This window comes from Sphingomonas sp. EC-HK361, from assembly GCF_902498785.1.
GTDB lineage: Bacteria > Pseudomonadota > Alphaproteobacteria > Sphingomonadales > Sphingomonadaceae > Sphingomonas.
Genome location: NZ_LR701493.1, coordinates 806,724 through 832,296 on the forward strand (window position 1 = coordinate 806,724; position 25,573 = coordinate 832,296).

The 25,573-nt window shown below is 67.6% G+C and carries 24 protein-coding genes; 9 read left to right on the top strand and 15 right to left on the bottom strand.

What is annotated here, in order from left to right; translation table 11 throughout:
- Nucleotides 1–77: 77 nt before the first annotated feature.
- The gene (gene rsmI, locus BOS5A_RS05285) at nt 78–923 is read right to left on the bottom strand and encodes a 16S rRNA (cytidine(1402)-2'-O)-methyltransferase (RefSeq protein ID WP_151954121.1); all 846 of its coding nucleotides are present in this window, start codon (nt 921–923) and stop codon (nt 78–80) included.
- On the opposite strand from rsmI, the gene BOS5A_RS05290 reads away from it, so the two are divergent.
- A complete protein-coding gene (locus tag BOS5A_RS05290; RefSeq protein ID WP_151954122.1) occupies nt 922–2,151 on the top strand; it encodes a penicillin-binding protein activator in 1,230 nt (409 codons plus the stop codon). The genes rsmI and BOS5A_RS05290 overlap by 2 nt on opposite strands.
- 141 nt (nt 2,152–2,292) lie before the next feature.
- On the opposite strand, the gene hemW is transcribed toward BOS5A_RS05290, so the two are convergent.
- The 4 genes from hemW to rph form a co-directional block, all read right to left on the bottom strand.
- Entirely contained in the window at nt 2,293–3,441 is a 1,149-nt protein-coding gene (hemW, locus tag BOS5A_RS05295; protein ID WP_151954123.1) for a radical SAM family heme chaperone HemW, read from the bottom strand.
- Nucleotides 3,442–3,578: 137 nt separating this feature from the next.
- Entirely contained in the window at nt 3,579–6,626 is a 3,048-nt protein-coding gene (locus BOS5A_RS05300; RefSeq protein ID WP_151954124.1) for a TonB-dependent receptor plug domain-containing protein, read from the bottom strand.
- Between the two features lie 172 nt (nt 6,627–6,798).
- Nucleotides 6,799–7,437, bottom strand: a complete 639-nt coding sequence (gene rdgB / locus BOS5A_RS05305; protein ID WP_151954125.1) for an RdgB/HAM1 family non-canonical purine NTP pyrophosphatase — start codon at nt 7,435–7,437, stop codon at nt 6,799–6,801.
- A complete protein-coding gene (rph, locus tag BOS5A_RS05310) occupies nt 7,434–8,150 on the bottom strand; it encodes a ribonuclease PH (protein WP_151954126.1) in 717 nt (238 codons plus the stop codon). The genes rdgB and rph overlap by 4 nt, the downstream gene beginning before the upstream one ends.
- A 146-nt stretch (nt 8,151–8,296) precedes the next feature.
- Between rph and BOS5A_RS05315 the strand changes: the two genes are divergently transcribed.
- The gene (locus BOS5A_RS05315) at nt 8,297–9,583 is read left to right on the top strand and encodes a homoserine dehydrogenase (RefSeq protein WP_151954127.1); all 1,287 of its coding nucleotides are present in this window, start codon (nt 8,297–8,299) and stop codon (nt 9,581–9,583) included.
- A 140-nt stretch (nt 9,584–9,723) separates the two neighbouring features.
- Here BOS5A_RS05315 and BOS5A_RS05320 read toward each other — a convergent pair whose 3' ends face one another.
- The gene (locus BOS5A_RS05320) at nt 9,724–10,185 is read right to left on the bottom strand and encodes a hypothetical protein (protein WP_151954128.1); all 462 of its coding nucleotides are present in this window, start codon (nt 10,183–10,185) and stop codon (nt 9,724–9,726) included.
- Between the two features lie 119 nt (nt 10,186–10,304).
- Between BOS5A_RS05320 and BOS5A_RS05325 the strand changes: the two genes are divergently transcribed.
- Nucleotides 10,305–10,499 (top strand): hypothetical protein, encoded by a 195-nt coding sequence (locus tag BOS5A_RS05325; protein WP_151954129.1) that lies wholly within the window; start codon nt 10,305–10,307, stop codon nt 10,497–10,499.
- Here BOS5A_RS05325 and BOS5A_RS05330 read toward each other — a convergent pair whose 3' ends face one another.
- From BOS5A_RS05330 to BOS5A_RS05340, 3 genes are read right to left on the bottom strand one after another with little or no spacing between them, the layout of a single operon-like run.
- A complete protein-coding gene (locus tag BOS5A_RS05330) occupies nt 10,500–11,372 on the bottom strand; it encodes an MliC family protein (protein WP_199857221.1) in 873 nt (290 codons plus the stop codon). It abuts the gene before it with no gap.
- Complete coding sequence (locus BOS5A_RS05335; RefSeq protein WP_151954130.1) at nt 11,369–11,707, bottom strand: DNA primase; 339 nt, start codon at nt 11,705–11,707, stop codon at nt 11,369–11,371. The genes BOS5A_RS05330 and BOS5A_RS05335 overlap by 4 nt, the downstream gene beginning before the upstream one ends.
- A 58-nt stretch (nt 11,708–11,765) precedes the next feature.
- Complete coding sequence (locus BOS5A_RS05340) at nt 11,766–13,013, bottom strand: multidrug effflux MFS transporter (RefSeq protein ID WP_151954131.1); 1,248 nt, start codon at nt 13,011–13,013, stop codon at nt 11,766–11,768.
- A 104-nt stretch (nt 13,014–13,117) separates the two neighbouring features.
- Here BOS5A_RS05340 and BOS5A_RS05345 point away from each other — a divergent pair, with 104 nt between their 5' ends.
- Nucleotides 13,118–13,615: a hypothetical protein gene (locus tag BOS5A_RS05345; RefSeq protein ID WP_151954132.1), complete on the top strand. Its 498-nt coding sequence runs from the start codon at nt 13,118–13,120 to the stop codon at nt 13,613–13,615.
- A 47-nt stretch (nt 13,616–13,662) separates the two neighbouring features.
- Here BOS5A_RS05345 and BOS5A_RS05350 read toward each other — a convergent pair whose 3' ends face one another.
- From BOS5A_RS05350 to BOS5A_RS05360, 3 genes are all read right to left on the bottom strand, one after another.
- Nucleotides 13,663–14,613 carry an aldo/keto reductase gene (locus BOS5A_RS05350; protein ID WP_151954133.1) on the bottom strand — a complete coding sequence of 317 codons (951 nt, stop codon included), beginning with the start codon at nt 14,611–14,613 and terminating at the stop codon, nt 13,663–13,665.
- Nucleotides 14,610–14,783, bottom strand: coding sequence for a hypothetical protein (locus BOS5A_RS05355; protein WP_199857223.1), 174 nt, complete (start codon nt 14,781–14,783; stop codon nt 14,610–14,612). The genes BOS5A_RS05350 and BOS5A_RS05355 overlap by 4 nt, the downstream gene beginning before the upstream one ends.
- Nucleotides 14,784–14,860: 77 nt before the next feature.
- A complete protein-coding gene (locus BOS5A_RS05360; RefSeq protein WP_151954134.1) occupies nt 14,861–15,184 on the bottom strand; it encodes a hypothetical protein in 324 nt (107 codons plus the stop codon).
- 109 nt (nt 15,185–15,293) lie between these two features.
- Here BOS5A_RS05360 and BOS5A_RS05365 point away from each other — a divergent pair, with 109 nt between their 5' ends.
- The 4 genes from BOS5A_RS05365 to metH all read left to right on the top strand — a co-directional run bounded on the left by BOS5A_RS05365 (nt 15,294) and on the right by metH (nt 21,031).
- Complete coding sequence (locus tag BOS5A_RS05365) at nt 15,294–16,262, top strand: ArsR/SmtB family transcription factor (RefSeq protein WP_151954135.1); 969 nt, start codon at nt 15,294–15,296, stop codon at nt 16,260–16,262.
- Nucleotides 16,259–17,200, top strand: a complete 942-nt coding sequence (gene metF, locus BOS5A_RS05370) for a methylenetetrahydrofolate reductase [NAD(P)H] (RefSeq protein ID WP_151954136.1) — start codon at nt 16,259–16,261, stop codon at nt 17,198–17,200. The genes BOS5A_RS05365 and metF overlap by 4 nt, the downstream gene beginning before the upstream one ends.
- The gene (locus BOS5A_RS05375; protein ID WP_151954137.1) at nt 17,197–18,243 is read left to right on the top strand and encodes a homocysteine S-methyltransferase family protein; all 1,047 of its coding nucleotides are present in this window, start codon (nt 17,197–17,199) and stop codon (nt 18,241–18,243) included. Before metF ends, BOS5A_RS05375 begins: the two co-directional genes overlap by 4 nt.
- Before the next feature lie 136 nt (nt 18,244–18,379).
- A complete protein-coding gene (gene metH, locus BOS5A_RS05380; RefSeq protein WP_151954138.1) occupies nt 18,380–21,031 on the top strand; it encodes a methionine synthase in 2,652 nt (883 codons plus the stop codon).
- A gap of 165 nt (nt 21,032–21,196) precedes the next feature.
- Here metH and BOS5A_RS05385 read toward each other — a convergent pair whose 3' ends face one another.
- On the bottom strand, nt 21,197–21,805 hold the full coding sequence (locus BOS5A_RS05385) for a flavodoxin family protein (protein WP_151954139.1): 609 nt from the start codon (nt 21,803–21,805) through the stop codon (nt 21,197–21,199).
- Nucleotides 21,806–21,921: 116 nt separating this feature from the next.
- Here BOS5A_RS05385 and BOS5A_RS05390 point away from each other — a divergent pair, with 116 nt between their 5' ends.
- Nucleotides 21,922–22,371, top strand: coding sequence for a hypothetical protein (locus tag BOS5A_RS05390; protein ID WP_151954140.1), 450 nt, complete (start codon nt 21,922–21,924; stop codon nt 22,369–22,371).
- Between the two features lie 41 nt (nt 22,372–22,412).
- Here BOS5A_RS05390 and BOS5A_RS05395 read toward each other — a convergent pair whose 3' ends face one another.
- Both BOS5A_RS05395 and BOS5A_RS05400 read right to left on the bottom strand, forming a co-directional pair.
- Nucleotides 22,413–23,774 carry an HlyD family type I secretion periplasmic adaptor subunit gene (locus BOS5A_RS05395; RefSeq protein WP_151954141.1) on the bottom strand — a complete coding sequence of 454 codons (1,362 nt, stop codon included), beginning with the start codon at nt 23,772–23,774 and terminating at the stop codon, nt 22,413–22,415.
- The gene (locus BOS5A_RS05400) at nt 23,771–25,504 is read right to left on the bottom strand and encodes a type I secretion system permease/ATPase (protein WP_234419218.1); all 1,734 of its coding nucleotides are present in this window, start codon (nt 25,502–25,504) and stop codon (nt 23,771–23,773) included. The genes BOS5A_RS05395 and BOS5A_RS05400 overlap by 4 nt, the downstream gene beginning before the upstream one ends.
- Nucleotides 25,505–25,573 lie beyond the last annotated feature (69 nt).

Here is a 25,573-nt window from a genome sequence, read left to right on the forward strand (position 1 = left end):
GGCGGGTGGTGCGGTTCCTCGAGGGCGACCCACCCCCGACCCCTCCCTTCCAGGGAGGGGAGAAAGCGGGCGCTTCTTCACGCCTTCATCGCCATCGCCCGCGCGTAGAGGGCTTTGCGGTCGAGGCCGAATTTCTTTGCGATCTCCCCCGCGGCCTTTGAGGCGGGGAGGCGGGTGAGGGCTTCGGCGAGGGCTGCGTCGGCATCCTCGATGGCGGGCGGGGGCGCGTCGCCCGGCGGGGCGATGACGATCGCGATCTCGCCGCGTGGGGGGGCGTCGGCGTAGCGGGCGGCGAGGGAGGAGAGGGTGCCGGTCACCGCCTCCTCGAACTTCTTGGAGATCTCGCGCGTGACCGCGGCGTCGCGGTCGCCCAGCCCGCCGGCGAGCGCGGACAGCGATGCGGCCAGACGGGGTCCGCTTTCGTAGAGGACGAGCGTTGCCCTGATCCCGGCCAGCTCGGCGATGGCGGTCGTGCGGGCGCCGGCCTTGGAGGGCAGGAAGCCGGCGAAGAGGAAACGATCGGTCGGCAAGCCGGCGAGGGTGAGCGCGGCGATGGCGGCGCAGGGGCCGGGAATGGTCACGATCGTATGGCCAGCCGCGCGGGCGTCGCGGACGAGCTTGTAGCCGGGATCGGAGATCAGCGGCGTGCCGGCATCGGAGACGAGCGCGACCGCCTCGGTGCCCATCCGCGCGATGAGGCCGGGGCGCACGCCTTCCGCATTGTGATCGTGATAGGGGAGCATCGGGCGCTTCACGCCGATGTGGCGGAGCAGGCCGGCGGTGACCCGGCTGTCTTCCACCGCGACCACATCGGCGCGCGAAAGTATGTCGGCGGCGCGCGGAGAGAGGTCTCCGAGATTGCCGATCGGGGTCGCGACGATGTAGAGGCCGGGTTCAAGAGGATTTTCCACGAGGGGTGTCATGGCAGAGGCAGCGATCCTTCCGCAACCGGCGACGGGCGTGCGGATCGGCGAAGAGCGTCGTTGGGGGCGAGAGATCGCCCGGACGGTCGCGGTGGCGGCGGCGCTGCTGCTCGGCGCGTGCCAAACGCTGGTGCCGCGCGGGCCGACGAGCGCGCCGCAACAGACGACGCGTCCCGAACAGACGCGGCCCGAGACCGTCGAGGAAGGCCTGCCGCGCGATACCGAGCGCAACCGCGTCGCGCTGCTGGTGCCGCTGTCGGGGCCGAACGCCGGCGTCGGGCGGAGCCTTGCGAACGCAACGATGCTCGCGCTGCTGGATACGAAGAACCAGAAGGTCCGGATCACCAACTACGATACTGCGACGGGGGCGGGCGTGGCCGCGCAGCGCGCGATTGCGGAAGGCGCGCAGCTGATTCTCGGTCCGCTGCTGTCGGAGGACGTTCGCGCGGTTGCGCCGATCGCGCGGGCCGCACGGGTGCCGGTGCTCAGTTTCTCGAACGATGTCGGGGTGGCCGGGGACGGCGCCTATGTGATGGGCTATGTCCCCTCGCAGTCGATCGAGCGGGTGGTGCAATATGCCCGCGGGCGCGGCGTTTCGAACTTCGGCGGGCTGGTGCCCAACGCGCTCTACGGCACGCGCGCCTCGACGGTGTTCCTGCGCGCGGTGGAGGCGGCGGGCGGCAAGGTCGTGTCGCTGCAGACCTATGACCGGTCGGGCGGCGGGGTGGCCGCCGCGGTCAACCGCATGGCGAAGGACGCGCCATTCGATGGCGTGCTGATCGCGGACGGCGCGAGCAACGCCGCCGCCGCGGTGCCGCTGCTGAAGCGGGCGAGCCCCTCGACGCGGATCCTCGGCACGGAATTGTGGAATTCGGACACGGGGGTCGCGAGCAAGGCGGCGCTGAACGGCGCGTGGTTCGCGAGCGTATCGGACGGACTCTACCGCCAATATGCGGGCAAATACCGCGCCCGGTTCGGCGCGGCGCCCTATCGCCTGTCGAGCCTCGGCTATGATTCGGTGCTGTTGACGGTGCGCATCGCGCGCGACTGGAGGGTTGGCACACCGTTCCCCGAGGCGAAGCTGCGCGCGGCGGATGGCTTTGCCGGGATCGACGGCGCCTTCCGCTTCAACCGCGACGGCGTGGCCGAGCGCGCGCTGGAGGTGCAGGAGATCCGCGGCGGCGCGACGGTGACGGTGTCGCCCGCGCCGACCGGGTTCGGGGGGTGATGGCGGGAAGGGAAATCCGACACCGTTTGCACTGAACCCTTCGGCGAAGGGTTCAGGACATGCTTGTCGAAGTGCCGTTCTCCTCTGCTATCGGACAAGAAGGACAACGGGGCTTCGACAGGCTCAGCCCGAACGGGTTGATTATGCGAAGGCAGGCGTTGTCGTTCGTACCACCTCGGGCAAAATCGAATCGAGCAGCAGCATGCCTGCGTCGGTGACGGTCAGGCGGTCGCCGGCGCGGGTGATGAGGCCGTGGCCGGCAAGGCGATCGACCGCGGCGAGATCGACATGATCCGCGCCGATCCGTGACAGGTCCACGCCTTCGCGCAGGCGCAGCCCCATGACCAGCGCCTCGGTCGCGCGGGTGGGCGGGTCGAGCGGGTCTTCGCTCTGCGCACCGTGCCCGTTGCGCGCGATGGCGTTCATCCAGTTCTCCGGCTTTCTGTGGCGCACCGTCGCCACCCCGGCGCGCCGGCCATGCGCACCGGGACCGACGCCGAGATAGTCCTGATACCGCCAATAAGTGAGGTTGTGGCGGCTCTCCGCGCCTGCCTTCGCGTGGTTCGAGATTTCGTAAGCCGGGAGGCCGGCTGCGGCGGTGAGGGCGCGGGTCGTCTCGAACAGGTCGGCGCCGGCGTCGCCGTCCGGGATGACCAGCCGTCCGGCAGCCGCCTCGGTCGCGAAGCGCGTGCCGGGTTCGATGGTGAGCTGGTAGAGCGACAGGTGCTCGGTCCCGACGGCGAGCGCGCGGGCGAGTTCGGCCTCCCACGCGGCGAGCGACTGATCGGGGCGGGCGTAGATGAGGTCGAAGCTGATCCGCGCGAACGTCGCCTGCGCCACCTCTAGCGCCGCCAGCCCTTCCGTCACGTCGTGGGCGCGGCCGAGAAAGCGCAGCGCGTCGTTGTCGAGCGCCTGCAGGCCGAGCGACACGCGGTTCACGCCCGCCACCGCGAGATCGCCGAACCGTGCCGCCTCGACCGAGGAGGGGTTCGCCTCGAGCGTGATCTCGATATCGGGGGCGAAGCCGAAATGGTGCTCTGCCGCATCGAGGATCGCGGCGGCGGTGGCGGGGGGCATCAGCGACGGCGTGCCGCCACCGAAGAAGATCGAGCTGAGCGGGCGGCGGGGCGCCACGCTCGCCTCATAGGCGAGGTCGGCGAGGAGCGCGGCGCGCCATGCGTCCTGATCGACGCCGTCGCGGACATGGCTGTTGAAGTCGCAATAGGGGCATTTCGACACGCAGAACGGCCAGTGGACGTAGAGGGCGAGCGGGGCATTGTCGGGGGTCATGGCGCGCCCGATATGGCGGGGATGACGGCGGAAGGCCACCGCTGTGGTGCGGGCACCATGACCCATGTCCTCCCATCTCATCGACAAAAAGGGGCGGCATCTCGCGATGCCGCCCCAATGATCAAATGTTTCGGCTCTTAGAACTTGGCCGTCGTATTTACGAAGAACGTGCGTCCGACATAATCATAACCGGAATACAGCGGTGCGTTGCCGATCAGGCTATACGCCCCAGCCGTGATACGCGGCGGATGCTTGTCGAGCATGTTGCGAACACCGACGGTCATCTGGAACTTCTTCTGAACATCGAACTGGATCGAAGCCGAGTGGAGGAAATAGCTCGGGACCTCCAGATAATAGTTGTCGCGCAAGAACTGCTCATAGGACGGATCGATCTCGCCAGTCGTCGTATCCTTGGCGAGATAGCGATAGGTGCGATCGCGATCACCGTTGATCCAATCGAGACCATAGCGAAGCGAAGCGCCGCCGAAGTTGAAGAACGCCTCAAACGTTCCGGACCAGTCCGGCGTCGTGATCGTGCCGTTGGCATCGATCAATGCATCGGTCGGGAAGCGCTGAAGCGACTGTTCGGTATATTTGGTTACCAGCGCGTTGAACCGGATGTTTCCGGCCCCGACATCGTGAGCATAACGAAGGTTGACCTCGAACCCTTTGCGCTTTTCGGTCGAGAGGTTGACGTAGTTGTCGAAAACCGTGAGCGCGTTCGTCGTCGGATCACGATCCACGAAATTGCAGTAGCCGCCATTCGGATTGAAGTTTGCGGCGGCATAGCAGAGGCTCAGAATCCCGGCCGCACCCGCACGGCTGACCTCGTTGTTGACGGTAATCGCGAAATAATCGAGCGAAACCGATAGATCTCCGAAGGCCTTGCCCAATACCGGCGTCAAAACGACCCCCGCCGAGAAGTTCTTGGACGTCTCCGCCTTCAGGCCACCGCTTGCACCGCCGCCGCTGAGGACGGTGACGCCATTGGTTTGCACGAAGTCGGCCGGCAGCCCCAACGCGGCGCAATTGCGCTGAATGATCGGGTTCTGGCTGTTGCCATAATCATCGCAAGGATCGGTGTTACTGCCGAGGAACCCCGACGTGGCGCCGAGAAACTGCTCGAACAGGGCCGGCGCACGATAGGACGTGCCGTAATTGGCCCGCAGCCCGAAACCCCGGAACGGCTGGTAATCAGCGGAAACCTTATACGTCCAGCCACCACCGTAGGAACGATAGTGCGTGTATCGGCCCGATGCGTCGAGATTGAGGCTGTAAGCCAGCGGCACATTCGCCAGCAGCGGCATGTAGAGCTCGCCATAAGCCTCCCACACCTCGTCCGAACCGACCGTGGGCGCTGCCGAGGTCAGGTTATAGAGATCGCCGGCGACGCTCTCGGGCGGCGGCTGGTCGTTGATCGACGAGTGACGGTATTCCGCACCCAGGCTGGCCTTCACCTTGCCGCCAGGCAGCGAGAAGAGCGAGCCGTCGACGTTGAGCGACGCGATATATTCGCGGAACTTGGTCGTCCCGGTGACCGTGTCCGTGATGAAATTGCGATAAGCGTCGCTGAGGTTGCCCCCGATCGACGCCGCATTCACTGCCGGCGCCGCGACGCAATTGTTCGACGCATCCACGCAGGCGAACGAACCATCGGCGTTCTGCACGACGTTTAGCGACTGGGCGAGACGGCTGGTCAGGAAGGTGTCGGACGAATAGCGCGCGTCGGTCCAGCTGCGGCTGCCATACAGATCGTACCGCCAGTCACCGACGTTGATGTCGCCACGCAGCCCGACAGCGGTGCGGTAGAAATCGACGCGCTGCGCACTGTTCAGCTGGCCATAGCCGATGAAAGAGCGAACGGCGGTCGCCTGACCATTGGTCAGCTCCGATCCGCCGGCCGGCAGGAATACACCGTTGCGGAAGATCGTCGGGACAAGCGGGCTGCCGGTCGCATAGTCCAGCGTCAGCTGACGGTAGCCGGGCGACGTGGACTCGCGGCGATTGCCAAGCAGTTCGACATACAGTTCCGCATTGCCCAGAACCCCGGTGTCGTAGCCGGCCTGAAGATAGCCGGTGTAGGTCTGAACGGGCGTAACCAGCGGATCCTGCAGCGTCCGCGGATCGAAGGTGTCGCGGGTGTAATAGCCAACGCCTTCATAGCCCGGGGTGGCCCCGGTCGTTATTGCGGCGTTTGGACGCAAGCGGTTGAAAAGCGTGCCGGTTTCACCAGGGGCGGGCGTCGCGGTTCGGGTCGGAACGCCGAGTGTGTTGATCGTCACACCGCCATTGTCGAGCGTGAAGCATGCAGGCTTGCCAGTCGCCGGGTCGATATAGTCGCCCGAGCCGAATGCCGTTCCTTCGCCGGTCAGATAGCCGGCGATCGGGCAGCGGGCGAAGGGCACGTCACCCGTCGTTACGATGCTGCGCTTGTAATATTCGGCCGAGCCGATGACCCGCCAGCGATCGCCATGCGTCCCATAAGAAGCGGAAAGGCGTTCAGACGAACCAGCGCCGATTTCGGGGAAATTGACCTGCGCGTCGAGCACCAAGCCGTCCAGCTTGCTATCGGTGATGATGTTCACCACGCCGGCAACCGCGTCCGACCCGTAGATCGACGACGCGCCAGCCTTGAGAACCTCGATGCGCTCGATCAGCGCACTCGGCAGGACGTTCGTGTCGACCGAGCCGACCGAGCCGCGCGTGCCGGCCGGCGCGAGCCGGTGACCATTGAGCAGGACCAACGTGCGCGTCGGCCCAAGCCCGCGCAGGCTGACCGTGTTCGCGCCGGTGCCGCCATCGGTGACAAAGCCGCCGTAATAGTTGTTGATCTGCGACGCGCCCTGCGTGATCGCATTGCTTTGCAACGCGTCGGTGGCCGAGCTGAAGCCTGCCTGGGTCATCTCACTGCGCGTGATGACCGTTAGCGGCTCTGTGGAATTGAAGTTGCTGCGACGGATGCGCGAGCCGGTAACCACGATTTCGCCCGCGGCATTGGAAGAACCGTCTGCTGCGGTGGTTTCGGAGGCGGGTAGGCCGTCCTGCGTCTGGCTCGTCGTCGGGGCATCGGTGCCGGACGTCCCGAGGGTTTGCTGCGCGAACGCCGGCGAAGCGACCAGCACCACGCCCGCCATCGAGAGACTGGTCGCACAACGCAACGCGGCTTTCGTCAGCGAATTCTTCATCCCACATTCCCCTTTAAACGCGATTCCGCGGACTTAGCGTCCGGCTGATTGGCAATGTTTCTGACCTAATTTGCGGAAGCGCAATCGCCACGCTGCAATTTTGTGACGACGTTGCGTTGCTGCCACTTCAGGGCCGAACCGGGTGTTTTGGTGTGGTTTTAACTCGTCCGGTTTAAAACACCGCCGCAACCAGCTTCGCGAACGCGTCCGCGCGGTGGCTGATCGCGTGTTTTTCCGCCGGATCGAGCTCGGCGTAGCTGCGGTTATGGCCTAGCGGCACGAAGACGGGGTCGTAGCCGAAGCCGGCTTCGCCGCGCGGGGGCCAGGTTAGCGTGCCGTCGGAGCGGCCTTCGAACCATTCGATGTGGCCGTCGGGCCACGCCAGTGCGAGGGCGCAGACGAAGTGGGCGGAGCGGCTTGCCTCCGGGCCTTTGGTCGCCAGCGCGTCTTCGACCTTTTGCATCGCCATCTGCCAGTCGCGGGTGCCGTCCGCGCGTTCGGCCCAGTTGGCGGTGTAGACGCCGGGATCGCCGTTCAGCGCCTCGACGCACAGCCCGCTGTCGTCGGCAAGCGCGGGGAGGCCGGAGAGGTCCGCCGCCGCGCGCGCCTTCAGTTCGGCGTTTGCGACGAAGGTGGTGCCGGTTTCCTCGGGCTCGGGCAGGTCGAGCGCCTTGGCCGAGATCGGCTCGATACCATAGGGCGCGAGGAGATCGCGGATTTCACGGACCTTGCCTTCGTTATGGCTGGCGATGACGAGCTTGCCGGGGGCGAGCTTCCGGATCGCCTGCGGGGGAAGGCCTTCCCGGCTCATGTGCGCACGGCCTTGTCCTGCGCGGCGAAGATGTCGGCGCAGCCCATGCGGGCGAGACGGAGCAGGCGGAGGAGCGCTTCCTCGTCATAGGTCGCACCCTCGGCGGTCGCCTGCGCCTCGGCGATGTTGCCGTTTTCGAGGAGCACGAAGTTGGCGTCGGCGTCGGCGTTCGAATCCTCGTCATAGTCGAGGTCGAGGACGGGGGTGCCCTTGTAGATGCCGCAGCTGACCGCGGCGACCTTCTGGGTCAGCGGATCGCTCGTCAGCTTGCCGCTGGAGAGCAGGCCGTTGACGGCGAGGCGCAGCGCGACCCAGGCGCCGGAGATCGACGCGGTGCGGGTGCCGCCATCGGCCTGGATGACGTCGCAATCGAGGACGATCTGGCGCTCGCCGAGCAGTTTCAGGTCGGTGACTGCGCGCAAGGAACGGCCGATAAGCCGCTGGATTTCCTGGGTGCGGCCGGACTGCTTGCCCTTCGCCGCCTCCCGGTTGCCGCGGGTGTGGGTCGCACGGGGCAGCATGCCGTATTCGGCGGTGACCCAGCCCTCGCCCTTGCCGCGCAGGAACGGCGGCACGCGCTCCTCGACCGAGGCGGTGACCAGCACCTTCGTGTCGCCGAAGCCGATGAGCACCGATCCCTCGGCATGGCGGGTGAAGCGCGGTTCGATGGTGATCGCGCGCATCTGGTCTGGGGTACGGCCGCTGGGGCGCATGTCTGGTCCTTCGTCAAGTTTGCCCGTGCCCTAGCGCCGCGGCCCCGCGCGCGCCAGTGCGTTGCCCGTGCGGGCGGGCATTGCGGCGGGCGACCGACATCCTTAGGCGCGGGCGTAGGCGCTGGGGCGAGCAAGGGAGGCAGGCGATGGCGGACGTGTTGCGGGTGGCGTTGGCCGGGCTGGGGACGGTCGGCGGCGGGGTGATCCGGCTGCTCGACGCCAATCGCGAGCTGATCGCGCGGCGTGCGGGGCGCCCGATCGAGGTGGTGGCGGTGTCCGCGCGGGACCGCGGCAAGGATCGCGGGGTCGATATCGGGCGCTTCGCGTGGATCGACGATACGACCGCGCTTGCGCATGCGGAGGCCGATGTCGTCGTCGAGCTGATCGGCGGATCGGACGGCCCGGCGCTGACGCTGGCGCGCGCGACGCTTGGGGCGGGCAAGGGCTTCGTCACCGCGAACAAGGCGATGCTGGCGCATCACGGGCTCGAACTGGCGCAGGTGGCGGAACAGGCCGGCGTGCCGCTGAAGTTCGAGGCGGCGGTCGCGGGCGGCATTCCCGTCATCAAGGGTTTGCGCGAAGGCGCGGCGGCCAACGCGATCGCGCGCGTCTACGGCATCCTCAACGGCACCTGCAATTTCATCCTGTCGACGATGGAGGAGGAAGGCCGCGACTTTGCCGAGGTGCTCGCCGAGGCGCAGGCGAAGGGGTTTGCCGAGAGCGATCCTAGCTTCGATATCGACGGGGTGGACGCGGCGCACAAGCTGTCGATCCTCGCCAGCCTGGCGTTCGGAACGCGGCCGGCGTTCGACGCGGTCGCGATCAGCGGCATCCGCCATGTCATCGCGGCGGATATCGCGGAGGCGGCGGCGCTTGGGTATCGCATCCGGCTCGTTGGGATCGCCGAGGAAGGACCGCACGGCCTGTTCCAGCGCGTTCACCCGCATCTGGTGCCGATGAGCCACCCGCTCGCACATGTCTCTGGATCGACCAACGCGGTCGTCGCAGAAGGCAATTTCGTCGGGCGGCTGCTGTTTCAGGGCGCGGGGGCCGGCGACGGCCCGACCGCAAGCGCGGTGGTTGCCGACCTGATCGATATCGCGCGCGGCGAATTCGGCCCGCCTTACGCGATGCCGGCCGCGGCACTCGCCGACGTGAAGCCGGCCGATAGCGGGCAGCGGCGCGGGCGGGCCTATCTGCGCTTCACGGTGGCGGACCGGGTCGGCGTGCTGGCCGAGATCGCGGCGGCGATGCGCGATGCGGGCGTGTCGATCGAAAGCCTGATCCAGCGCGGCATCATGGCGGACGGCAGCGTCCTCGTCGCGATCGTGACGCATGAGGGGCCGGAGAGCGCGGTCGCGGCGGCGCTGGAGCGGCTGCGCGGGTCGCAGAGCCTTTCGGGCGAGCCGATGTGGATGCATATCCTGGGGTGAGGGCGGGCGATCGACACGATCCTCCCCTGCAAGGGGAGGTGTCGCGCATGCGCCGGAGGGGTGTCGCGCTATCGAGAGGACGATACCCCTCCGTCAGCGCTGCGCGCTGCCACCTCCCCTTGCAGGGGAGGATGATTTGCTCACGGCTGTGCGGGCTGCGGCACCGGGTCGTCGAGGGGGATGTCGATGCGGGGGCGTTTGTCGCGGGGCGGCTTCTTCGCGAAGGCGCCCTTGATCAGATCGACCGCCGCCCTTTGCGCGACGTTCAGGAGGTAATCGCCGCCGGCGACGGGGCAGTTCTCGCCATAGACGCCGCATTCGTTGTTGTCCGGGCCGTTCAGCGCGACCGAGGCGAGCATGTCGGGGTTCGAGGGGCCGGCCTTTTTCGACGGGATCTGGTTGCGGAAGGGAACGGCCTGCGAGGGTAGCGCGTCGGCGCACACGACGATATCCTCCTTGTCGCTCGCCGGCTGGCCCGGAGCGGGCGGCGGCGGCTTGCGGGTGCAGCGTTCGTTGGGCACGGGCGCGAGGATCGAGAAGCGCTCGCCAGCGTGCGCGGCGGGCGCTGCGGCCTGGAGGGCGAGAGCGAGCAGCAGCGGCATGGGGTGACGCTGCGCCATTCCGGCCCGCGCGTAAAGCCCTGCGCGGCCTCGATTGTTTGCAAAGCGGTTAACCGTCTTCGTGCGCGGTCGCGAAGGTAATGGTGCGGCAAGGTGAGGCCATGCGCATCACGCGGGTCTTTCGCAGCCGCTGGAACGCCCTGGTCTGGGCGGGCGGGGTGCTGTGGTTCGCCTATGACGTGGCGAACGCGCAGCCGCAGCAACCGGCCAACACCGAAGCCGCCGCCGCGACCGACGCGGCGGGGAGTTCGGTCGATAACGCTGACCTGTCGGTGCTCGCCAACGCGATGCGCTGATCAGGCGGTGCAGGCGCGGGACTTGCCGCCGGGGCCGGTCAGCGTCGCGGCATTGCCCTTGCCGCGCAGCTCGAAACCGTCGCCGCGATACCAGATGCCTGATGCGGCGCGTTGCTGGGTGAGGGTGGCGAAGGGCTTGCCGCCCCTATTGAGCGTGACCGTGCCGGCGCGATTGTCGAAGCGGGCGACGAAACGCGAGCCGTCTTCGCAGGCGTAGCGCGCGACCGCGTTTGCTGGTCGGCCGTCGCCGCTGGCGGCGTCAGCGGGGCGGGGCTTGAGATCGGACGTGTTGATCCGCCAGCTCTTCTGCTCGGCCGTCGCCCCGTCGATATCGCCGGTGCGGTGGAGCGTCACGTCGCCGTCCATCGCGAAGGGCTTGCCGGTCTTGAGCGTGCCATAGGTCTTGACCGGCACGGTGACATACCGCTGGCCGGCACCGGCATCGATGCGGCCGGGCGCGCCGACTTCGGCGTGATACTCGGCATATTTGGCGAAGCTCTGCGCAAAGGCCGGGGCGCTCATTCCCGATCCCTTGCCGCCGTCACGCCACAGCGCCCATGCCTGGCGATATTTGCCCGCCTCGATCAGCGCGAAATAGGTCTGGACGACATTCGCCGCCCCTTGCGCGCTGTCATCGGTGAAGGGCGCTTCCGACACGGTCTCGGGTGGCGGCGAGGGGATCGCCGCGGGCGTCGGAGGCGCCGTCACTGGCGTTTCCGTCGGCGCGGCGTCCGGTTCGTCGATCGCGACGGTGGTGCCATTTTCGGTCGTGGCGGTCGTGGTCGCATTGTCCGCGACCACGGTGTCGTTCCCCGGCGCCGGCTGACCGCACGCGGCCAGCAGCGCGAAAGGTGTCGTCCAGAGCAGCTTCACGGGCGCAGCGCGGTGTCGTCGCGGTCGTCGAGCTCATCCTCGTCGACGCTGCCGTCGTCGAGTTCGTCCTGCACCGTATCTTCGTCGATATCATCCTCGTCCTGATCGGCATCGTCGTCCTGCTCGGCGACCTGACCGTCGGACATTTCGAGGTCGTCCTCGTCCTCTTCGCTGTCGTCCTCGCCGACATCGGGGTCGAGATCGACGATCACGTTGCCGTCGGTCGGTCCGTCGCGGGTCGCCTCGAGGATCTCGGCGCGCTGGCTCTCGTCATAGCCGTCCTCGTCATAGCCGTCGTCGCCGGAGCCGTGGCCCGAAACCTGATGTCCGCCCATCGAAACGATCCTTTGCTGTTCCTGAGCGCGAACGGCGGAAGGCGGGGCGCGGTTCCCTTCAGGGCGTGTCGGGATGGACCGGCTGGAACAGCCGCCCGCGCTCCGTCACGAAGACGCTGGCCAGCGCCGCGACGCCCATCAGCAGGAATCCCCCGGTGAGCGGTGCCGTCGATCCGTCGAAAGCCTGGCCGATGACCGCGCCGATCGCTGCGCCGAAGGTGACGCTCGCGAAGCCCTGCACCGACGACGCGGTGCCGGCGATATGGCCCATATTCTCCATCGCCATTGCGGAGAAATTGGAGGTGGCGAGGCCGAAACAGCCCATGGTGATCGCCTGCAGGACGGCGAAGGTGAGCAACGTCTCGACGCCTGCCAGCGCGAGCGCGAGGTGCAGCGCGCTGCTGACGATGAGCACGCAGAGCGCGCCGTGGCTGATCCGCCGCGTGCCCAGCCGCATGACGAGGCGCGCGTTGAAGAAATTGGCAAGCGCCATCGTCGCCGCGGTCGTCGCGAAGATGACGACGAGGAGCGCGGGGCGGTGGAAGACGTCCGCCATGATCTGCTGGATCGAATTGAGATAGCCGTAGAGCGCGCCGAGCAGCGCCGCCGACGCCAGCGTGTAGCCCAGCGACCAGCGGTCCCCCAGCGTCACCTTCCAGCCGTCGACGATCCGCGCGGCGTCGATCGGGTGGCGATCCTCCTCGTGCAGCGTTTCGGGCATGCGCAGATAATACCAGGCGAAGACGCCGATGCTGACGACCGCGATCGTCCAGAAGATCGCGCGCCAGTTGCCGAACAGCAGCACGAACCAGCCGAAGCTGGGCGCGAGCACCGGCACGATCATGAAGACGATGAACGCGATCGACATGACCCGCGCCATCGCGCGGCCCGAATAGCAATCGCGGACCATCGCGACGGTCGATACGCGGGTCGCCGCGATGGCGATCCCGCCACAGGCGCGCGCCGCGAGGAGCAGCGCGAAGCTCGCCGAGATCGCGCACAGCACGTTGGCGATGGCGTAGGCCGCGAGCGACACGAGCAGCGTCGTGCGGCGACCAAAGCGATCCGAGAGCGGGCCGTGGACGAGCTGGGCGAGGCCGAAGCCGATGACGAAGGCGGTGATGATGTATTGCCGCGCATTCTCGCTCTCGACGCCGAGCGACGTTCCCATCGCGGGCAGCGCGGGGAGCATCGAATCGATCCCGAGCGCGCCGAGCGCCAGGAGCGAGGCGATGAGCGCGACGAATTCGGCGAAGCCGATCGGCGCGGTGTCCTTGGCGAGCGGCTGGGAGACGGGGGCATTCATGATGCGCGTGCCCTAGCGTCAATCGCCCGCGCGCGACACCCGTTGCATCGCGCCACGCATTCGAATACGTGTATTGTCAAAGCAACACACAAAGGATGCCGCCAATGTCTCGCCGTGCCCTGATCATACCTCTTGCCGCGCTGGCGCTGGTGGCCTGCGACCGCTCGGGCGACGGAACGTCGATCTCGATCAACGCCGATGGCGGCAACGTGCTCGGCGCGATCGATGGCAAGTCGGGCGAGATGAAGATCGACGTGCCCGGCTTCAAGGGCGCGATCACCATGCCCAGGATCAAGCTGAACGCCGAGAATTTCGATATCGACGGGGTGCATCTCTATCCCGGATCGACGATCGAGGGGATGAACATCGCAGGCGATACGGGCAAGGACGGCAAGGGCGGAGTCCGGGTGTCATTCTCGAGCCCTGGCAATGCCGATACGGTGCGCAACTGGTTCGTCGAGCGGCTCGGAAAGGCCGGCGGGACCTACCGGGTCGAGGGCGAGTCGATCGTTGGGAAGACGAAGGACGACGAGGCGTTCCGGATGGATATTGCGGGGTCCGGGAGCGACCGGGCGCGCGGGACGATCGTGGTCGGGGAGTAGGCGGGGACCTTCGCGGGCTCTTGATCCTCCCCTTCCAGGGGAGGATTCTACGCCCCTGCCGCGTCGAGCTGTGCCAGTTGCGCCTCGTTCAGCGTCAGGTCCATCGCCGGCAGCAGTTCCTCGATCTGCTTCGCGCTCGTGGCACTCGCGATGGGGGCGGTGACGCCTGGCTGGGCCATCAGCCATGCGAGCGCGACTTGCGCGAGCGTCGCGCCGGTTTCCGCCGCGACGGCATCCATCGCGGCCAGCACCGCCTTGCCCTTGCCGGCGAGAAGATCGCCCATCCGGCCGCCGCGCACGCTCTTCGACAGGTCTTCGCGCGAGCGGTATTTGCCGGTCAGGAATCCCGATGCGAGCCCGTAATAGGTCACGACCCCGATATTTTCGGCGACGCAATAGTCCTGCAGCTCGCCCTCGAATTTCTCGCGGGACACCAGATTATATTCGGGCTGGAGCACATGATAGCGCGGCAGGCTGGCGGCTGACGCGGCGTCGTTCGCCGATTTGAGCCGCGCGGCGTGGAAGTTCGACGCGCCGATGACCCGGACCTTGCCCGCATCGACGAGTTTCCCGAACGCTTCGAGCGCGGCGTCCTGCGGGGTCGCCTCGTCGTCCTGATGCGCGAAATAGAGGTCGATCCGGTCGGTGCCGAGCCGCTTCAGCGACGCGTCGCAGGCCGCAGCGATGCGCGCGGGGGCAAGTTTCTCGCCGCCCTCACCGGGCAGCATCCCGACCTTTGTCGCGAGGAGAACGGAGTCGCGCTTGCCGCTTACCTTCAGCCATTCGCCGATCATCGCCTCGGATTCGCCGCCCTTGTGGCCGGGAACCCAGGCGGAATAGACGTCGGCGGTGTCGATCATCGTGCCGCCGCCAGCGACGAACGCGTCGAGGACGGCGAAGCTGGCGTCGCGATCCGCGGTCCAGCCGAAGACGTTGCCGCCGAGGACCAGCGGCGCGATCTTCAGGTCGGTAGCGCCGAGGCGCCGTAGCTGGGTCATGGCCGCGCTGTCCCGTTGTCGGTGGTCATCACCGCGTTCGCATCGACGCTGTTGGCATCGAGCATCGCGGCGGCGTCGTTCAGTTGCTGTGCCTCCTCGGGCGTAACCGCGCCGGGATCGTCGGGTTGCGACGAGCAGGCAGCGGCGACAAGGAGGGCAGGGGCAATCATTGCGTCACGCCAGCGAAGGCGAGCGGCTCTCCGCACGGGGAAGACGCCGCGGTTCGCTGGCGTGACGCGGCTCACCCTCAATCCTTCAGGCTCTTGCCCGCCTTTTCCAGCGTATTGCCGGTGGCGTCGAGCGCGCGGTCGGTGCCGTTGGCGATGCTGTCGCCGATCCGGTCGGCATGCGCATCGACGTCCTTCTGGGCGTTGTCGATCGACGCGCCGGCCTTGTCGAGCGCGCGGTCGGTCGCCGCATCGACATCGCTGATCGCGTTGGACGTGGTCGCGGCGGTATCGGCGGCGATGGCGTTGCCGGCCTCGGCGGTTTCGTTCTGCGCCTTCTGGCTGCAGGCGGCTGCACCCATCATGGCGACGGCGGCGGCACTGGCAATGAGGATACGCTTCATCTGGGATACTCCCTGTAGTTGGCGAACGGCCCAACGCTACGGCAATCGATTTGGGTCCGCAACGAATGCTCCGTTGACCCCATATAAAGATATCTTTATATCTTTTCGCGTGACTGAGGCTCTCGAAATCTTCCGCGCGCTCGCCGATCCGACACGGTTGCGGATGCTCGCCTTGCTGCGCTCGATGGAGTTGTCGGTGGGGGAGCTTGCGCAGGTGCTCGGGCAGAGCCAGCCACGGGTAAGCCGGCATGTGAAGATCCTGTGCGACGCCGGGCTCGCCGAACGCCGCAAGGAAGGAAGCTGGGTGTTCGTGGCGCTGGGCGATGCCGAGCGGGTGACGCCGGTCGCCGGCGCGATCGATGCGCTGAACGCGGGGGAACCCGATCGCTGGGCGATCGCCGATGCCGCGCGCCTCGCGGCGGTGCGCGCCGACCGCGCGGCGAGCGCGGCGGCGTGGTTCGAGGGGAATGCCGGCGAGTGGGATGCGATCCGATCGCTCCATGTCGCGGAGGACCAGGTCGAAGTCGCGATGGGCGCGGTCATCGGCGATACGCCGATCGGGCGGCTGATCGATATCGGCACCGGCACGGGGCGGATGCTTGAGCTGTTCGCCGGTCGCGCGCGCACCGCGCTCGGTATCGACCGCTCGTCGGAAATGCTGCGGCTGGCGCGCGCGAAGCTGGCGGGCATCGGCAATGCGGAACTGCGTCAGGCCGATCTCTACGCGCTCCCGCTCGACAATGGCGCGGCCGACGTCGCGATCCTGCATCATGTGCTCCACTTCGCGCAGCAACCGGGTGCTGCGATTGCGGAGGCGGCGCGCGTGCTCAGCCCCGGCGGGCGGCTGCTGATCGCCGATTTCGCGCCGCACGACCGCGAGGAACTGCGTCAGCGCGACGCGCACGTCCGGCTCGGCTTTTCGGACGATCAGATTGCGGGCTGGTTCGACGCGGCGGGCCTTGCGCTCTCGCGAACCGAGACGCTGGAGGGCGGGGAGCTGACGGTGAAATTGTGGCTTGGCCGGCGTGCCGAGAAGCTGGATGGGCTCGCGGCCCTGCATGAGGTGAAGGCGGCATGACGTTATCGGTGGATCAGCTCGCGGAGGCGCGCGTCGCCCTAGACGCGCCGCTCTATGCCGATGTCGCGGGCGATATCGACGTCAGCTTCGAGTTCTTCCCGCCAAAGACGGAGAAGATGGAAGAGACGCTGTGGCGATCGATCGCGACGCTCGCGCCGCTCGCCCCGCGCTTCGTGTCGGTCACCTACGGCGCGGGCGGTTCGACGCGCGAGCGCACGCACGCGACGGTCGCGCGGATCGCGCGGGACACCGCGATTCCGGCGGCGGCGCACCTGACCTGTGTCGAGGCGACGCGCGAGGAGATCGATTCGGTCGCGCAGGAATATTGGGCGGCCGGGGTGCGCCACATCGTCGCGCTGCGCGGCGATCCGCCGGTGCAGGGCGCGCGCTATGCCGCGCATCCGGGCGGATATGAGAATGCGGCTGCGCTGGTTGCGGGGCTCCGGCGGCTGCATCCGTTCGAGATTTCGGTCGCGGCCTATCCGGAATGCCATCCCGATTCCGGCGATGCGACGGTCGATCTGGACAATCTGAAGCGCAAGATCGATGCCGGCGCCGGCCGCGCGATCACCCAGTTCTTCTTCGAGCCGGAGACGTTTTTTCGCTTCCGTGATGCCGCGGCGAAGGCGGGGATCGCCGCGGAAATCGTGCCGGGCATCATGCCGGTCAGCAACTTCGCCGCGGTCCAGCGGATGTCGGCGATGTGCGGGACGGATGTTCCGGCTTGGATGGGCCGGCTGTTCGAGGGGCTGGACGACCTGCCCGATGCGCGCCAGCTCGTCGCCGCGACGCTGACCGCGGAGCTTTGCCGCAAGCTGTATGCGGGCGGGGTGAAGCAGTTCCATTTCTACACGCTCAACCGGGCCGAGCTCAGCTATGCGATCTGCCATTTGCTGGGGCTTCGTGCGCGGTTTGCAACCAAGGTCGAAGCTGCATGACTCCACGCGAACGATTGAACGCAGAGGCCGCGAAGCGAATCCTCATCACCGATGGGGCCTTCGGCACCGAAATCCAGAACTGGAAGCTGGACGAGGCCGCGTATCGCGGATCGCTGACGCTTGGCCACGACCAGAAGGGCAACAACGACATTCTCGCGATCACCAAGCCGGAAGTACCCGAAGCGATCACGCGCGCGTATCTGGAGGCTGGGTCGGATATCGTGTCGACCAACACGTTCAGCGCGAACGTCATCAGCCAGGCGGATTACGGCGCCGAGGCATTGGTGCGCGAGATCAATGTCGAGAGCGCGACGATCGCACGGGCGTTGGCGGACGAGTATGAGGCGAAGGATGGCCGCCCACGTTTTGTTGCGGGCGCCATCGGGCCGACGAACAAGACGCTGTCGCTGTCGCCCGACGTGAACGATCCGGGCTTTCGCGAGATCGACTTCGACTATCTGAAGGGTGTGTACCGCGACCAGATCGACGCGCTCGTCGAGGGTGGGGTCGATTTCGTGCTGATCGAGACGGTGTTCGATACGCTGAACGCCAAGGCCGGGGTGATGGCGGCGATCGAGGCGGGAAACGACCTTGGTCGCGATCTGCCGATCATGCTGTCGATGACGCTGACCGATCTCTCCGGGCGCAATCTGTCGGGGCACACAGTCGAGGCGTTCTGGCACGCGGTGCGGCATGCGAAGCCGGTGACGATCGGGCTGAACTGCTCGTTCGGCGCGGAGCAGCTGCGCCCGCATGTGAAGACGCTGAGCGAGATCGCGGATACGCTCATCATGGTCTATCCCAATGCGGGGCTGCCCAACGAGCTCGGCGCGTATGACGAGGCGCCGGCGACGACCGCGGGGCTGGTCGGCGAGTGGGCCGAGGCGGGGCAGGTCAACATCCTGGGCGGGTGCTGTGGATCGACGCCGGAGCATATCAAGGCGATCGCGGACGGTGTGCGCGGGTTGGCGCCGCGGGTGGTCACGACGCCCGAGGTGCGGACGCGGCTGGCTGGGCTGGAGCCGTTCACGATGGCGGCGTGAGGTCATCCTCCCCTGCAAGGGGAGGTGGCAGCGCACAGCGCTGGTGGAGGGGTATCGCCCTCTCGAGAGCGCGACACCCCTCCACCAGCTTCGCTGGTCCCCCTCCCCTTGCAGGGGAGGATTTGAGAAGAAGACAATGACCCAATCCTCCACCAATTTCGTCAACATCGGCGAGCGCACCAACGTCACCGGATCGGCGGCGTTCAAGAAGCTCATCATGGCGGGCGATTACACGAAAGCGGTCGAGGTCGCGCGCAGCCAGGTGGAGAACGGCGCGCAGGTCATCGACGTCAACATGGACGAAGGTCTGCTCGACGCGGTCGAGGCGATGACGACCTTCCTGAAGCTGATCGCCGCCGAACCCGACATCGCGCGGGTGCCGGTGATGGTCGACAGCTCGAAATGGGACGTCATCGAAGCGGGGTTGAAGTGCGTTTCGGGCAAGCCGATCGTCAATTCGATCAGCATGAAGGAAGGCGAGGCGCCGTTCATCCACCATGCGCGGCTGTGCATGGCTTACGGCGCGGCCGTCGTCGTGATGGCGTTCGACGAAACGGGGCAGGCAGACACCGAGGCGCGCAAGGTCGAGATCTGCGAGCGTGCCTACACGCTGCTGACCGGGATCGGCTTCCCGCCCGAGGATATCATCTTCGATCCCAACGTCTTCGCGGTGGCGACGGGGATCGAGGAGCATAACAATTACGCGGTCGACTTCATCGAGGCGACGCGCGCAATCAAGGCGCGCTGCCCGCACGTCCATATCTCGGGCGGGCTGTCGAACCTGTCGTTCAGCTTTCGCGGCAACGAGCCGGTGCGCCGCGCGATGCATTCGGTGTTCCTTTACCACGCCATCCCCGCGGGGATGGACATGGCGATCGTCAACGCAGGCCAGCTCGACGTCTACGACACGATCGATCCTGAACTCAGGACCGCGTGCGAGGACGTCATCCTCAACCGCGATCCCGAAGCCGGCGACCGGCTCGTCGCGCTCGCCGAGAAGTATCGCGGCACCGATGCGGTGGCGGAGAAGGCCGCGGCGGAATGGCGCAGCCTGCCGGTGACGAAGCGGCTGGAATATGCGCTGGTCAAGGGCATCGACGCGCATGTCGTCGAGGACACCGAAGAGTGCCGCCTGGCATTCGCACGGCCGATCGAGGTCATCGAGGGGCCGCTGATGGACGGGATGAACGTCGTCGGCGACCTGTTCGGCAGCGGCAAGATGTTCCTGCCGCAAGTGGTGAAATCGGCGCGCGTGATGAAGAAGGCGGTCGCGCACCTGCTGCCCTTCATCGAGGCCGCGAAGGAGCCCGGCGCAAAGGGCAAGGGCAAGGTCGTGATGGCGACCGTGAAGGGCGACGTCCACGATATCGGCAAGAATATCGTCGGCGTGGTGCTCCAGTGCAACGGGTTCGAGGTCGTCGATCTGGGCGTCATGGTACCGTGGTCGAAGATTCTCGAAGCCGCGAACGAGAATGACGCCGACATGATCGGGTTGTCGGGGCTCATCACGCCGAGCCTCGACGAGATGGTGACCGTCGCCGAGGAGATGAAGCGCGCGAAGATGACGATGCCGCTGCTCATCGGCGGCGCGACGACATCGAAAGTCCACACCGCGCTCAGGATCGCGCCGGCCTATGACGGGCCGGTCGTCCATGTCCTCGACGCGAGCCGCGCGGTCGGCGTTGCGACGACGCTGGTCAGCGACACGATCCGCGACGACTTCGTGGCGAAGACCGACGCGGATTATGCCGCGGTGCGCGCGGCGCGCGAGGGCAAGGGACAGAACGAGCTGCTGCCGATCGCCAAGGCACGTGCGAACCCGTTCGTCGCCGACATGGCGCTGAAGCCGGGCGCGCCGGCGAAGCCCGGGGTGCACGTGTTCCGCAGCTGGGATCTGTCCGATCTGCGCGAGGCGATCGACTGGACGCCGTTCTTTCGCGCCTGGGAACTGGCCGGCAATTTCCCGGCGATCCTGGACGATGCGGTCGTCGGGGACAGCGCGCGGTCGCTATATGCCGATGCCAACGCGATGCTCGACCGGATCATCGCGGAGAGATGGCTGACCGCGCGCGGGGTCGCCGGGCTGTGGCCGTGCGCGCGTTACGAGGACGACGTGGTCGTCGACCTGAAGGGCGACTTCAACGCCGACGAGCTGCGCGGCTTCGACATGCTGAACCTTGTCGAGGGCACCGATATCGTCCGCCTGCCGTTCCTGCGCCAGCAGATCGTCAAGCGCGAGGGCCGCGCGAACATGTGCCTTGCCGACTTCATCGACGAGAGGGGCGACTGGATCGGCGGGTTCGCGGTGTCGATCCACGGCATCGAGCCGCATCTGGCGCGGTTCAAGGCGGGGATCGACGATTACAGCGACATCCTGCTGAAGGCGCTTGCCGATCGTCTGGCCGAGGCGCTGGCCGAGCGGCTGCACCAGCATGTCCGCACCGACCTGTGGGGCTATGCGCCCGACGAGCAGCTGACCAACGAGGCGCTGATCCGCGAGCAGTATCGCGGCATCCGGCCGGCGCCGGGCTATCCGGCCTGCCCGGAGCACAGCCTGAAGGTGAAGCTGTTCGAGATGCTCGACGCGCACCGCGCGACCGGCGCGAGCCTGACCGAAAGCTTTGCGATGCTGCCGACGGCTGCGGTGTCCGGCTTCTATTTCGGCCATCCGCAGGCGGAGTATTTCGGCGTCGCGCGGATCGGGCGCGATCAGCTGGAGGAATATGCGGGGCGGCGCGGGGTCAGCGCGGAACTTGCCGAACGCTGGTTGCGGCCGAATCTGGATTGAGCGCCATCTACTCCCCTCCCTGACAAGGGAGGGGCTGGGGGTGGGTTGTTCTCGATCGTCCGCAAGCGCGCCGCAAGGGCGTGACGGTGGAATTGCCGGACGGCCAGGCGTGCTCTCGCCGGCCTACCCACCCCCGACCCCTCCCTTGTCAGGGAGGGGAGGACGTCACGCGGCGCCCGGAATGGGATTGTCCTTGAGCAGCTTCGCGAGATGCGCGGCGTTGGTCGCGACCATGCCGGCGGTTTCGAGCACCTTTTTGGGCGTTTCCTTCAGGTCCTTGAAATCGGTCGACCCCATCGCCTCGCCGACCCAGTAACAGGCGGCGACGGGCGGGATCGTCCAGCCAGTGTCGTTGAGTGATTGAAACGCCTGTGCGGAAGAGAAATGGGCGCCGTCCTCGTTGCCGACGATCGCCATCACCGCGACCTTGCCGTAGCTTGGCATGCGGCCCGCATCGTCGGTCTCGGACAGGAACGCGTCCATCCGCTCTAGCACGCGCTTCGCGACGCTGCCCAGCTGACCCATCCAGATCGGGCCGCCGAGGATGAGGATATCATGGGCGAGGATCTTTTCGCGGATTGCGGGCCAGGCGTCGCCGTCGCCCTCGTCGCTGGTGACCCCCGGCTTGACGTCATGCGCGGCGACGCGGATCGTCTCCGTCACCTCGACATTGGCCTTGTTGAAGGCATCTGTCAGCACGCCGATCATGACGTCGGTCGAGCTCTCGCCCTCGGGTTTCAGGGTGCAGTTGAGCGCTATCGCCTTGATCGTCATCGGGGAACTCCGTGCGGTGTCCGGCAAAGGACGCGCGGGAGGGTCGAGGGGTTCCGGCGGAACCACGGGCGATCGTTACGGGTTTCGCGCTGATCCTGTCTGAAGGAGCAACGCCAATGCAGTCGTTCAAGCTCAGTCTCGCCGTCGCGCTCGCCGCGGTCGCGCTTCCCGCCGTCGCACAGACGACCACCGCCGATCCCGGCACGCCGCACAAGCCGCTTCCCTATGATCGCGGCTATGACAAGGATACGCCGCGCACCCGCGCGATCAACGACGCGGCGCGCCCCGGTGTGGAGAGCGCCAATGCCGAGGTGCTGGCCAGCGCGCAGGCGCAGACCAGCGGCGGCACAGCCGACAGCGCGCAATATTCGCGCGACATGGCCGCCTATCGCCAGGCGCTGCGCACGCGTCGGCATGTCGCCAACGCCGATATGCGCCGCTACGACCGGCAGCAGCGGGCCTATGCCGATGCGATGCGCGATTGGCGGCGGCAGAGCTATGCCTGCCACCACGGCAGCCGGCGGGCGTGCCGGGCGCCGACGCCGAACCCCGCGAATTACTGGTGACGTGAAACCAAGCGCCGTGCGGGAAGACGCGGCGCTGGGTTTCAGTGCTCGCGAAAGGACGACCAGAAGCTGCCGATCAGCGGCTCGAGGGCGTAGTCGAGCGCGGTTCGCTTTCTCAGCGGGATCAGCAGCTCCACCGGCATGCCCGCGCGCAGGGCGAAGTCTCTGCCGCGGGCGCGCCGGATCAGGCCGAGCTGGCGTTCGGGGACGGTGACTTCGCCGGTGAAATAGCTTTGCCCCGTCTTCTCGTCGGTGAAGCTGTCGGCGGAGAGCCGGGTGAGCGTGCCTTCCAGGTCGGGCAGTGAGCGATCGTGCAGGCCGGGAAACTTCACGAGCGTTCGCTGGCCGACATTCAGGTCGTCAGCATCGTCGGGCGCGATGCGTGCCTGGATGCGCAGCGGTTCATGCTCGGGGACAATATCCATGAGCTTCTGGCCGGGCGCGATCACCCCGCCGGGGGTGAAGACGGACAGGCCGACGACCGCCCCCGTCGCGGGCGCGCGGATCGCGGTGCGTTCCAGCTGGTCGCGCGCGGCGGTCCATTTGGGGAGGATTTCGCCAAGCTTGTCCTCGACATCGCGCAGATCGGCGGCGGTGCGCTCGCGAAAGCTACGCTGCGCCTCCAACGCCTGGATTTCGCTTTCCCGCGCCGCGCCGCGGGTCTGCGATACGCTTGCGGTGTACTGGCCGCGCTGGCCTTCGAGTTCGGCGCGGGCGCGCTCCAGCTCGCGCATGCGGGTTGCCGAGACATAGCCCTTGTCGGCGACGGGGCGCAGCGCCGCGATCTGCTCGTCGATGAGGCGTAGCTGCTCGCGTGCGGACCGCGCCTGCTCGTCATAGCCGCGGCCCTGCTCGCCCGACTGCGCGACCCGCTGGCCGAGCGCGCCGCGCTGCGCGGAGAGGACCGCGGTGCGCGCGGCGAGTTCGGTGCGCTGGAGCTTCATCGCGAGCGCCGCCTCGGGGCGATCTTCCGGGGCGAGATCGGCGAATTCGCGCGGGGCCGGAATGTCGCTGCGGCCGAGCTCTTCCGATTCGAGCCGCGCGCGCTGGGCGAGGAGGCGGATGGCCTGCGAGGCGAGGGCGCGTTCCTGCGCGCGGACCTCCGCGGCGGCGAGCGTCATCAGCAATTGCCCGCGCATCACCCGCTGGCCCTCGCGGACATGGATCACCCCGATGACGCCGCCGTCGCGGTGCTGGACCGACTGGCGCTGGCCGGATACGACGAGCGTGCCCGGCGCATAGGCCGCCGCGTCGAGCCGGGCGAACGCCGCCCAGCCGAGAAAACCGATGAAGAACAGCGCGGCGACGATCGCGCCGATGCGGATATCGCGCGCCGGGTCCGCGATCTCGACGGCGCGTGGCGTGGCCGCGCCCCGGGGTGGCAGGATAACGGCGTCGCTCATGATGCTCTCGCGGCCGGCGGCGGGGGTACGACGCGCCGGACATTGGCGGGCGCGATCCGTGGCAATACCTCTTCGCGCGGGCCGAACATCTCGACCCGTCCGTCGCGCAGGACGAGGATGCGATCGACGACGGGGAGGATGCCGAGCTTGTGCGAGACGATGAGGATCGTGCGCCCTTTCGCCTTGAGCGCGCCGAGCGCCGCGACGAGCGCGGCGTCGCCCTCGGCATCGAGATGCGCGTTGGGTTCGTCGAGGATGAGGATCTGCGGGTTGCCGTAGACCGCGCGGGCGAGCGCGATGCGCTGCGCCTGGCCGGCCGAAATCCCGCGTCCGCCGAGGCGAAGCTGGTGATCGTAGCCGTTCGTCATGCGCCGGATGAGCGGATCGGCGCCGACGCTGGTCGCGGCTGCGACGATGGCGGCATCGACACCCTCGCGCGGGGCGCCGATCTCGCCATCGAACCGCGCGATATTCTCTGCGATGGAGCCTGCGAACAGCGCAGAGTCCTGCGGGAGATAGCCGATATGCCGCGCGAGGCGCTCCGGGTCCCAGTCGCGGGCATCGGCGCCGTCGAAGCGCACGGTGCCGCGGTCGGGAAGCAGCGCTCCGGCGATCGCCCGGACCAGGGTGGACTTGCCCGCGCCGCTCGGCCCGACGATCGCGACGACTTCGCCCGGCGCCACTGAAAGAGTGATGGCCTGCAGCAGCGCGCCGTCGCGCGCGTCGTTGAGGACGGTCACGCCCTCGAGCGATACGGCGCCCCGCGGGGGCGGGAGGTGGGTCGAGGCGGCGAGGGGCGGGGCGGTATCGAGAAGCGTTTCGAGGCTGCGATAGCTTTGCCGCGACTGGATGATCGGCCGCCACGTGCCGATCAGCTGCTCGATCGGGGCGAGCGCGCGCGCGATCAGGAAGGACGACGCGAAGATCGCGCCAGCGGAGATGAGGTTGTCGACGGCGAGCAGCGCGCCGAGGCCGAGCGCGAGCGACTGGAGCGCGAGGCGGACGAACTTGGTGAGAGTCAGGAACCCGCCGGCGGCGAAGTTGGCCTCGGTCTGCGCGACCAGCATCGCCTCGCGCTGGCGCAGCTGGCGGGCGACGAGCGCGCGCCGCATGCCGAGCGCACGGACCGTGTCGGCCGATCCGAGCAGCGTCTCCTGCGCGGCATAGGAGGCGCCTGCGACCACCTGCGCCCGGTCCAGCCGTGTCCGCGTCGCGCGTTCGTTGGCAAGCGCGATGAGCGGGAGGGCGATACAGCCGAGGAGCGCGACGAGGCCGATCCAGGGATGCACGAGGAAGCAGACGAGGACGTAGATCGGCACCCACGGCGCATCGAAAAGCGCGAGGATGCCGGGGCCGGTGAGCGTCTGGCGCATCGCATCGAATTCGCGCAGCGCCGCGCGTGCGACGGGGAGATCGGGCCGGCCGAGCGTCGCGTCGAGGACAAGGGGCGCGAGCGCGGCGTCGATCTGCACGCCGGCGCGAACCAGCAGGCGCGCGCGGATCCGGTCGAGCAGGGCGAGCGTCGCGAGGGCGAACAGCAGCACGACGGTCAGGAAGAGAAGCGTCTGAATCCCGCGCGTCGGCACCACGCGGTCATAGACCTGGAGCATGTAGAGCGTCGGGACGATGTAGAGCAGGTTGACGAGCGCGCTGAACCCCGCCGCTGCGACAAAGTGCCGCCGGCACAGCGCGAGCGCGCCGCGCATCGCTCCCAGAGGGTCCGCCGCCATCGCGCGAAGCCTAGCGTGAAATCGGACAGGCTGGCGAGGGAGAAAGGCTGGGTCGAGGGCTAATCCTGT

Coding starts and splice junctions, on each gene's coding strand:
- BOS5A_RS05385 (WP_151954139.1), bottom strand. CDS start 21,805: ATGACGATCAAGGCGATAGCGCTCAACTGCACCCTGAAACCCGAGGGC.
- hemW (WP_151954123.1), bottom strand. CDS start 3,441: ATGACCCCCGACAATGCCCCGCTCGCCCTCTACGTCCACTGGCCGTTC.
- BOS5A_RS05335 (WP_151954130.1), bottom strand. CDS start 11,707: ATGGGCGGACATCAGGTTTCGGGCCACGGCTCCGGCGACGACGGCTAT.
- BOS5A_RS05395 (WP_151954141.1), bottom strand. CDS start 23,774: ATGAGCGACGCCGTTATCCTGCCACCCCGGGGCGCGGCCACGCCACGC.
- metF (WP_151954136.1), top strand. CDS start 16,259: ATGACGTTATCGGTGGATCAGCTCGCGGAGGCGCGCGTCGCCCTAGAC.
- BOS5A_RS05375 (WP_151954137.1), top strand. CDS start 17,197: ATGACTCCACGCGAACGATTGAACGCAGAGGCCGCGAAGCGAATCCTC.
- BOS5A_RS05355 (WP_199857223.1), bottom strand. CDS start 14,783: ATGATTGCCCCTGCCCTCCTTGTCGCCGCTGCCTGCTCGTCGCAACCC.
- BOS5A_RS05390 (WP_151954140.1), top strand. CDS start 21,922: ATGCAGTCGTTCAAGCTCAGTCTCGCCGTCGCGCTCGCCGCGGTCGCG.
- BOS5A_RS05315 (WP_151954127.1), top strand. CDS start 8,297: ATGGCGGACGTGTTGCGGGTGGCGTTGGCCGGGCTGGGGACGGTCGGC.
- rsmI (WP_151954121.1), bottom strand. CDS start 923: ATGACACCCCTCGTGGAAAATCCTCTTGAACCCGGCCTCTACATCGTC.
- BOS5A_RS05320 (WP_151954128.1), bottom strand. CDS start 10,185: ATGCCGCTGCTGCTCGCTCTCGCCCTCCAGGCCGCAGCGCCCGCCGCG.
- BOS5A_RS05290 (WP_151954122.1), top strand. CDS start 922: ATGGCAGAGGCAGCGATCCTTCCGCAACCGGCGACGGGCGTGCGGATC.
- BOS5A_RS05325 (WP_151954129.1), top strand. CDS start 10,305: ATGCGCATCACGCGGGTCTTTCGCAGCCGCTGGAACGCCCTGGTCTGG.
- BOS5A_RS05345 (WP_151954132.1), top strand. CDS start 13,118: ATGTCTCGCCGTGCCCTGATCATACCTCTTGCCGCGCTGGCGCTGGTG.
- BOS5A_RS05350 (WP_151954133.1), bottom strand. CDS start 14,613: ATGACCCAGCTACGGCGCCTCGGCGCTACCGACCTGAAGATCGCGCCG.
- BOS5A_RS05300 (WP_151954124.1), bottom strand. CDS start 6,626: ATGAAGAATTCGCTGACGAAAGCCGCGTTGCGTTGTGCGACCAGTCTC.
- BOS5A_RS05400 (WP_234419218.1), bottom strand. CDS start 25,504: ATGGCGGCGGACCCTCTGGGAGCGATGCGCGGCGCGCTCGCGCTGTGC.
- metH (WP_151954138.1), top strand. CDS start 18,380: ATGACCCAATCCTCCACCAATTTCGTCAACATCGGCGAGCGCACCAAC.
- rph (WP_151954126.1), bottom strand. CDS start 8,150: ATGCGCCCCAGCGGCCGTACCCCAGACCAGATGCGCGCGATCACCATC.
- rdgB (WP_151954125.1), bottom strand. CDS start 7,437: ATGAGCCGGGAAGGCCTTCCCCCGCAGGCGATCCGGAAGCTCGCCCCC.
- BOS5A_RS05360 (WP_151954134.1), bottom strand. CDS start 15,184: ATGAAGCGTATCCTCATTGCCAGTGCCGCCGCCGTCGCCATGATGGGT.
- BOS5A_RS05340 (WP_151954131.1), bottom strand. CDS start 13,013: ATGAATGCCCCCGTCTCCCAGCCGCTCGCCAAGGACACCGCGCCGATC.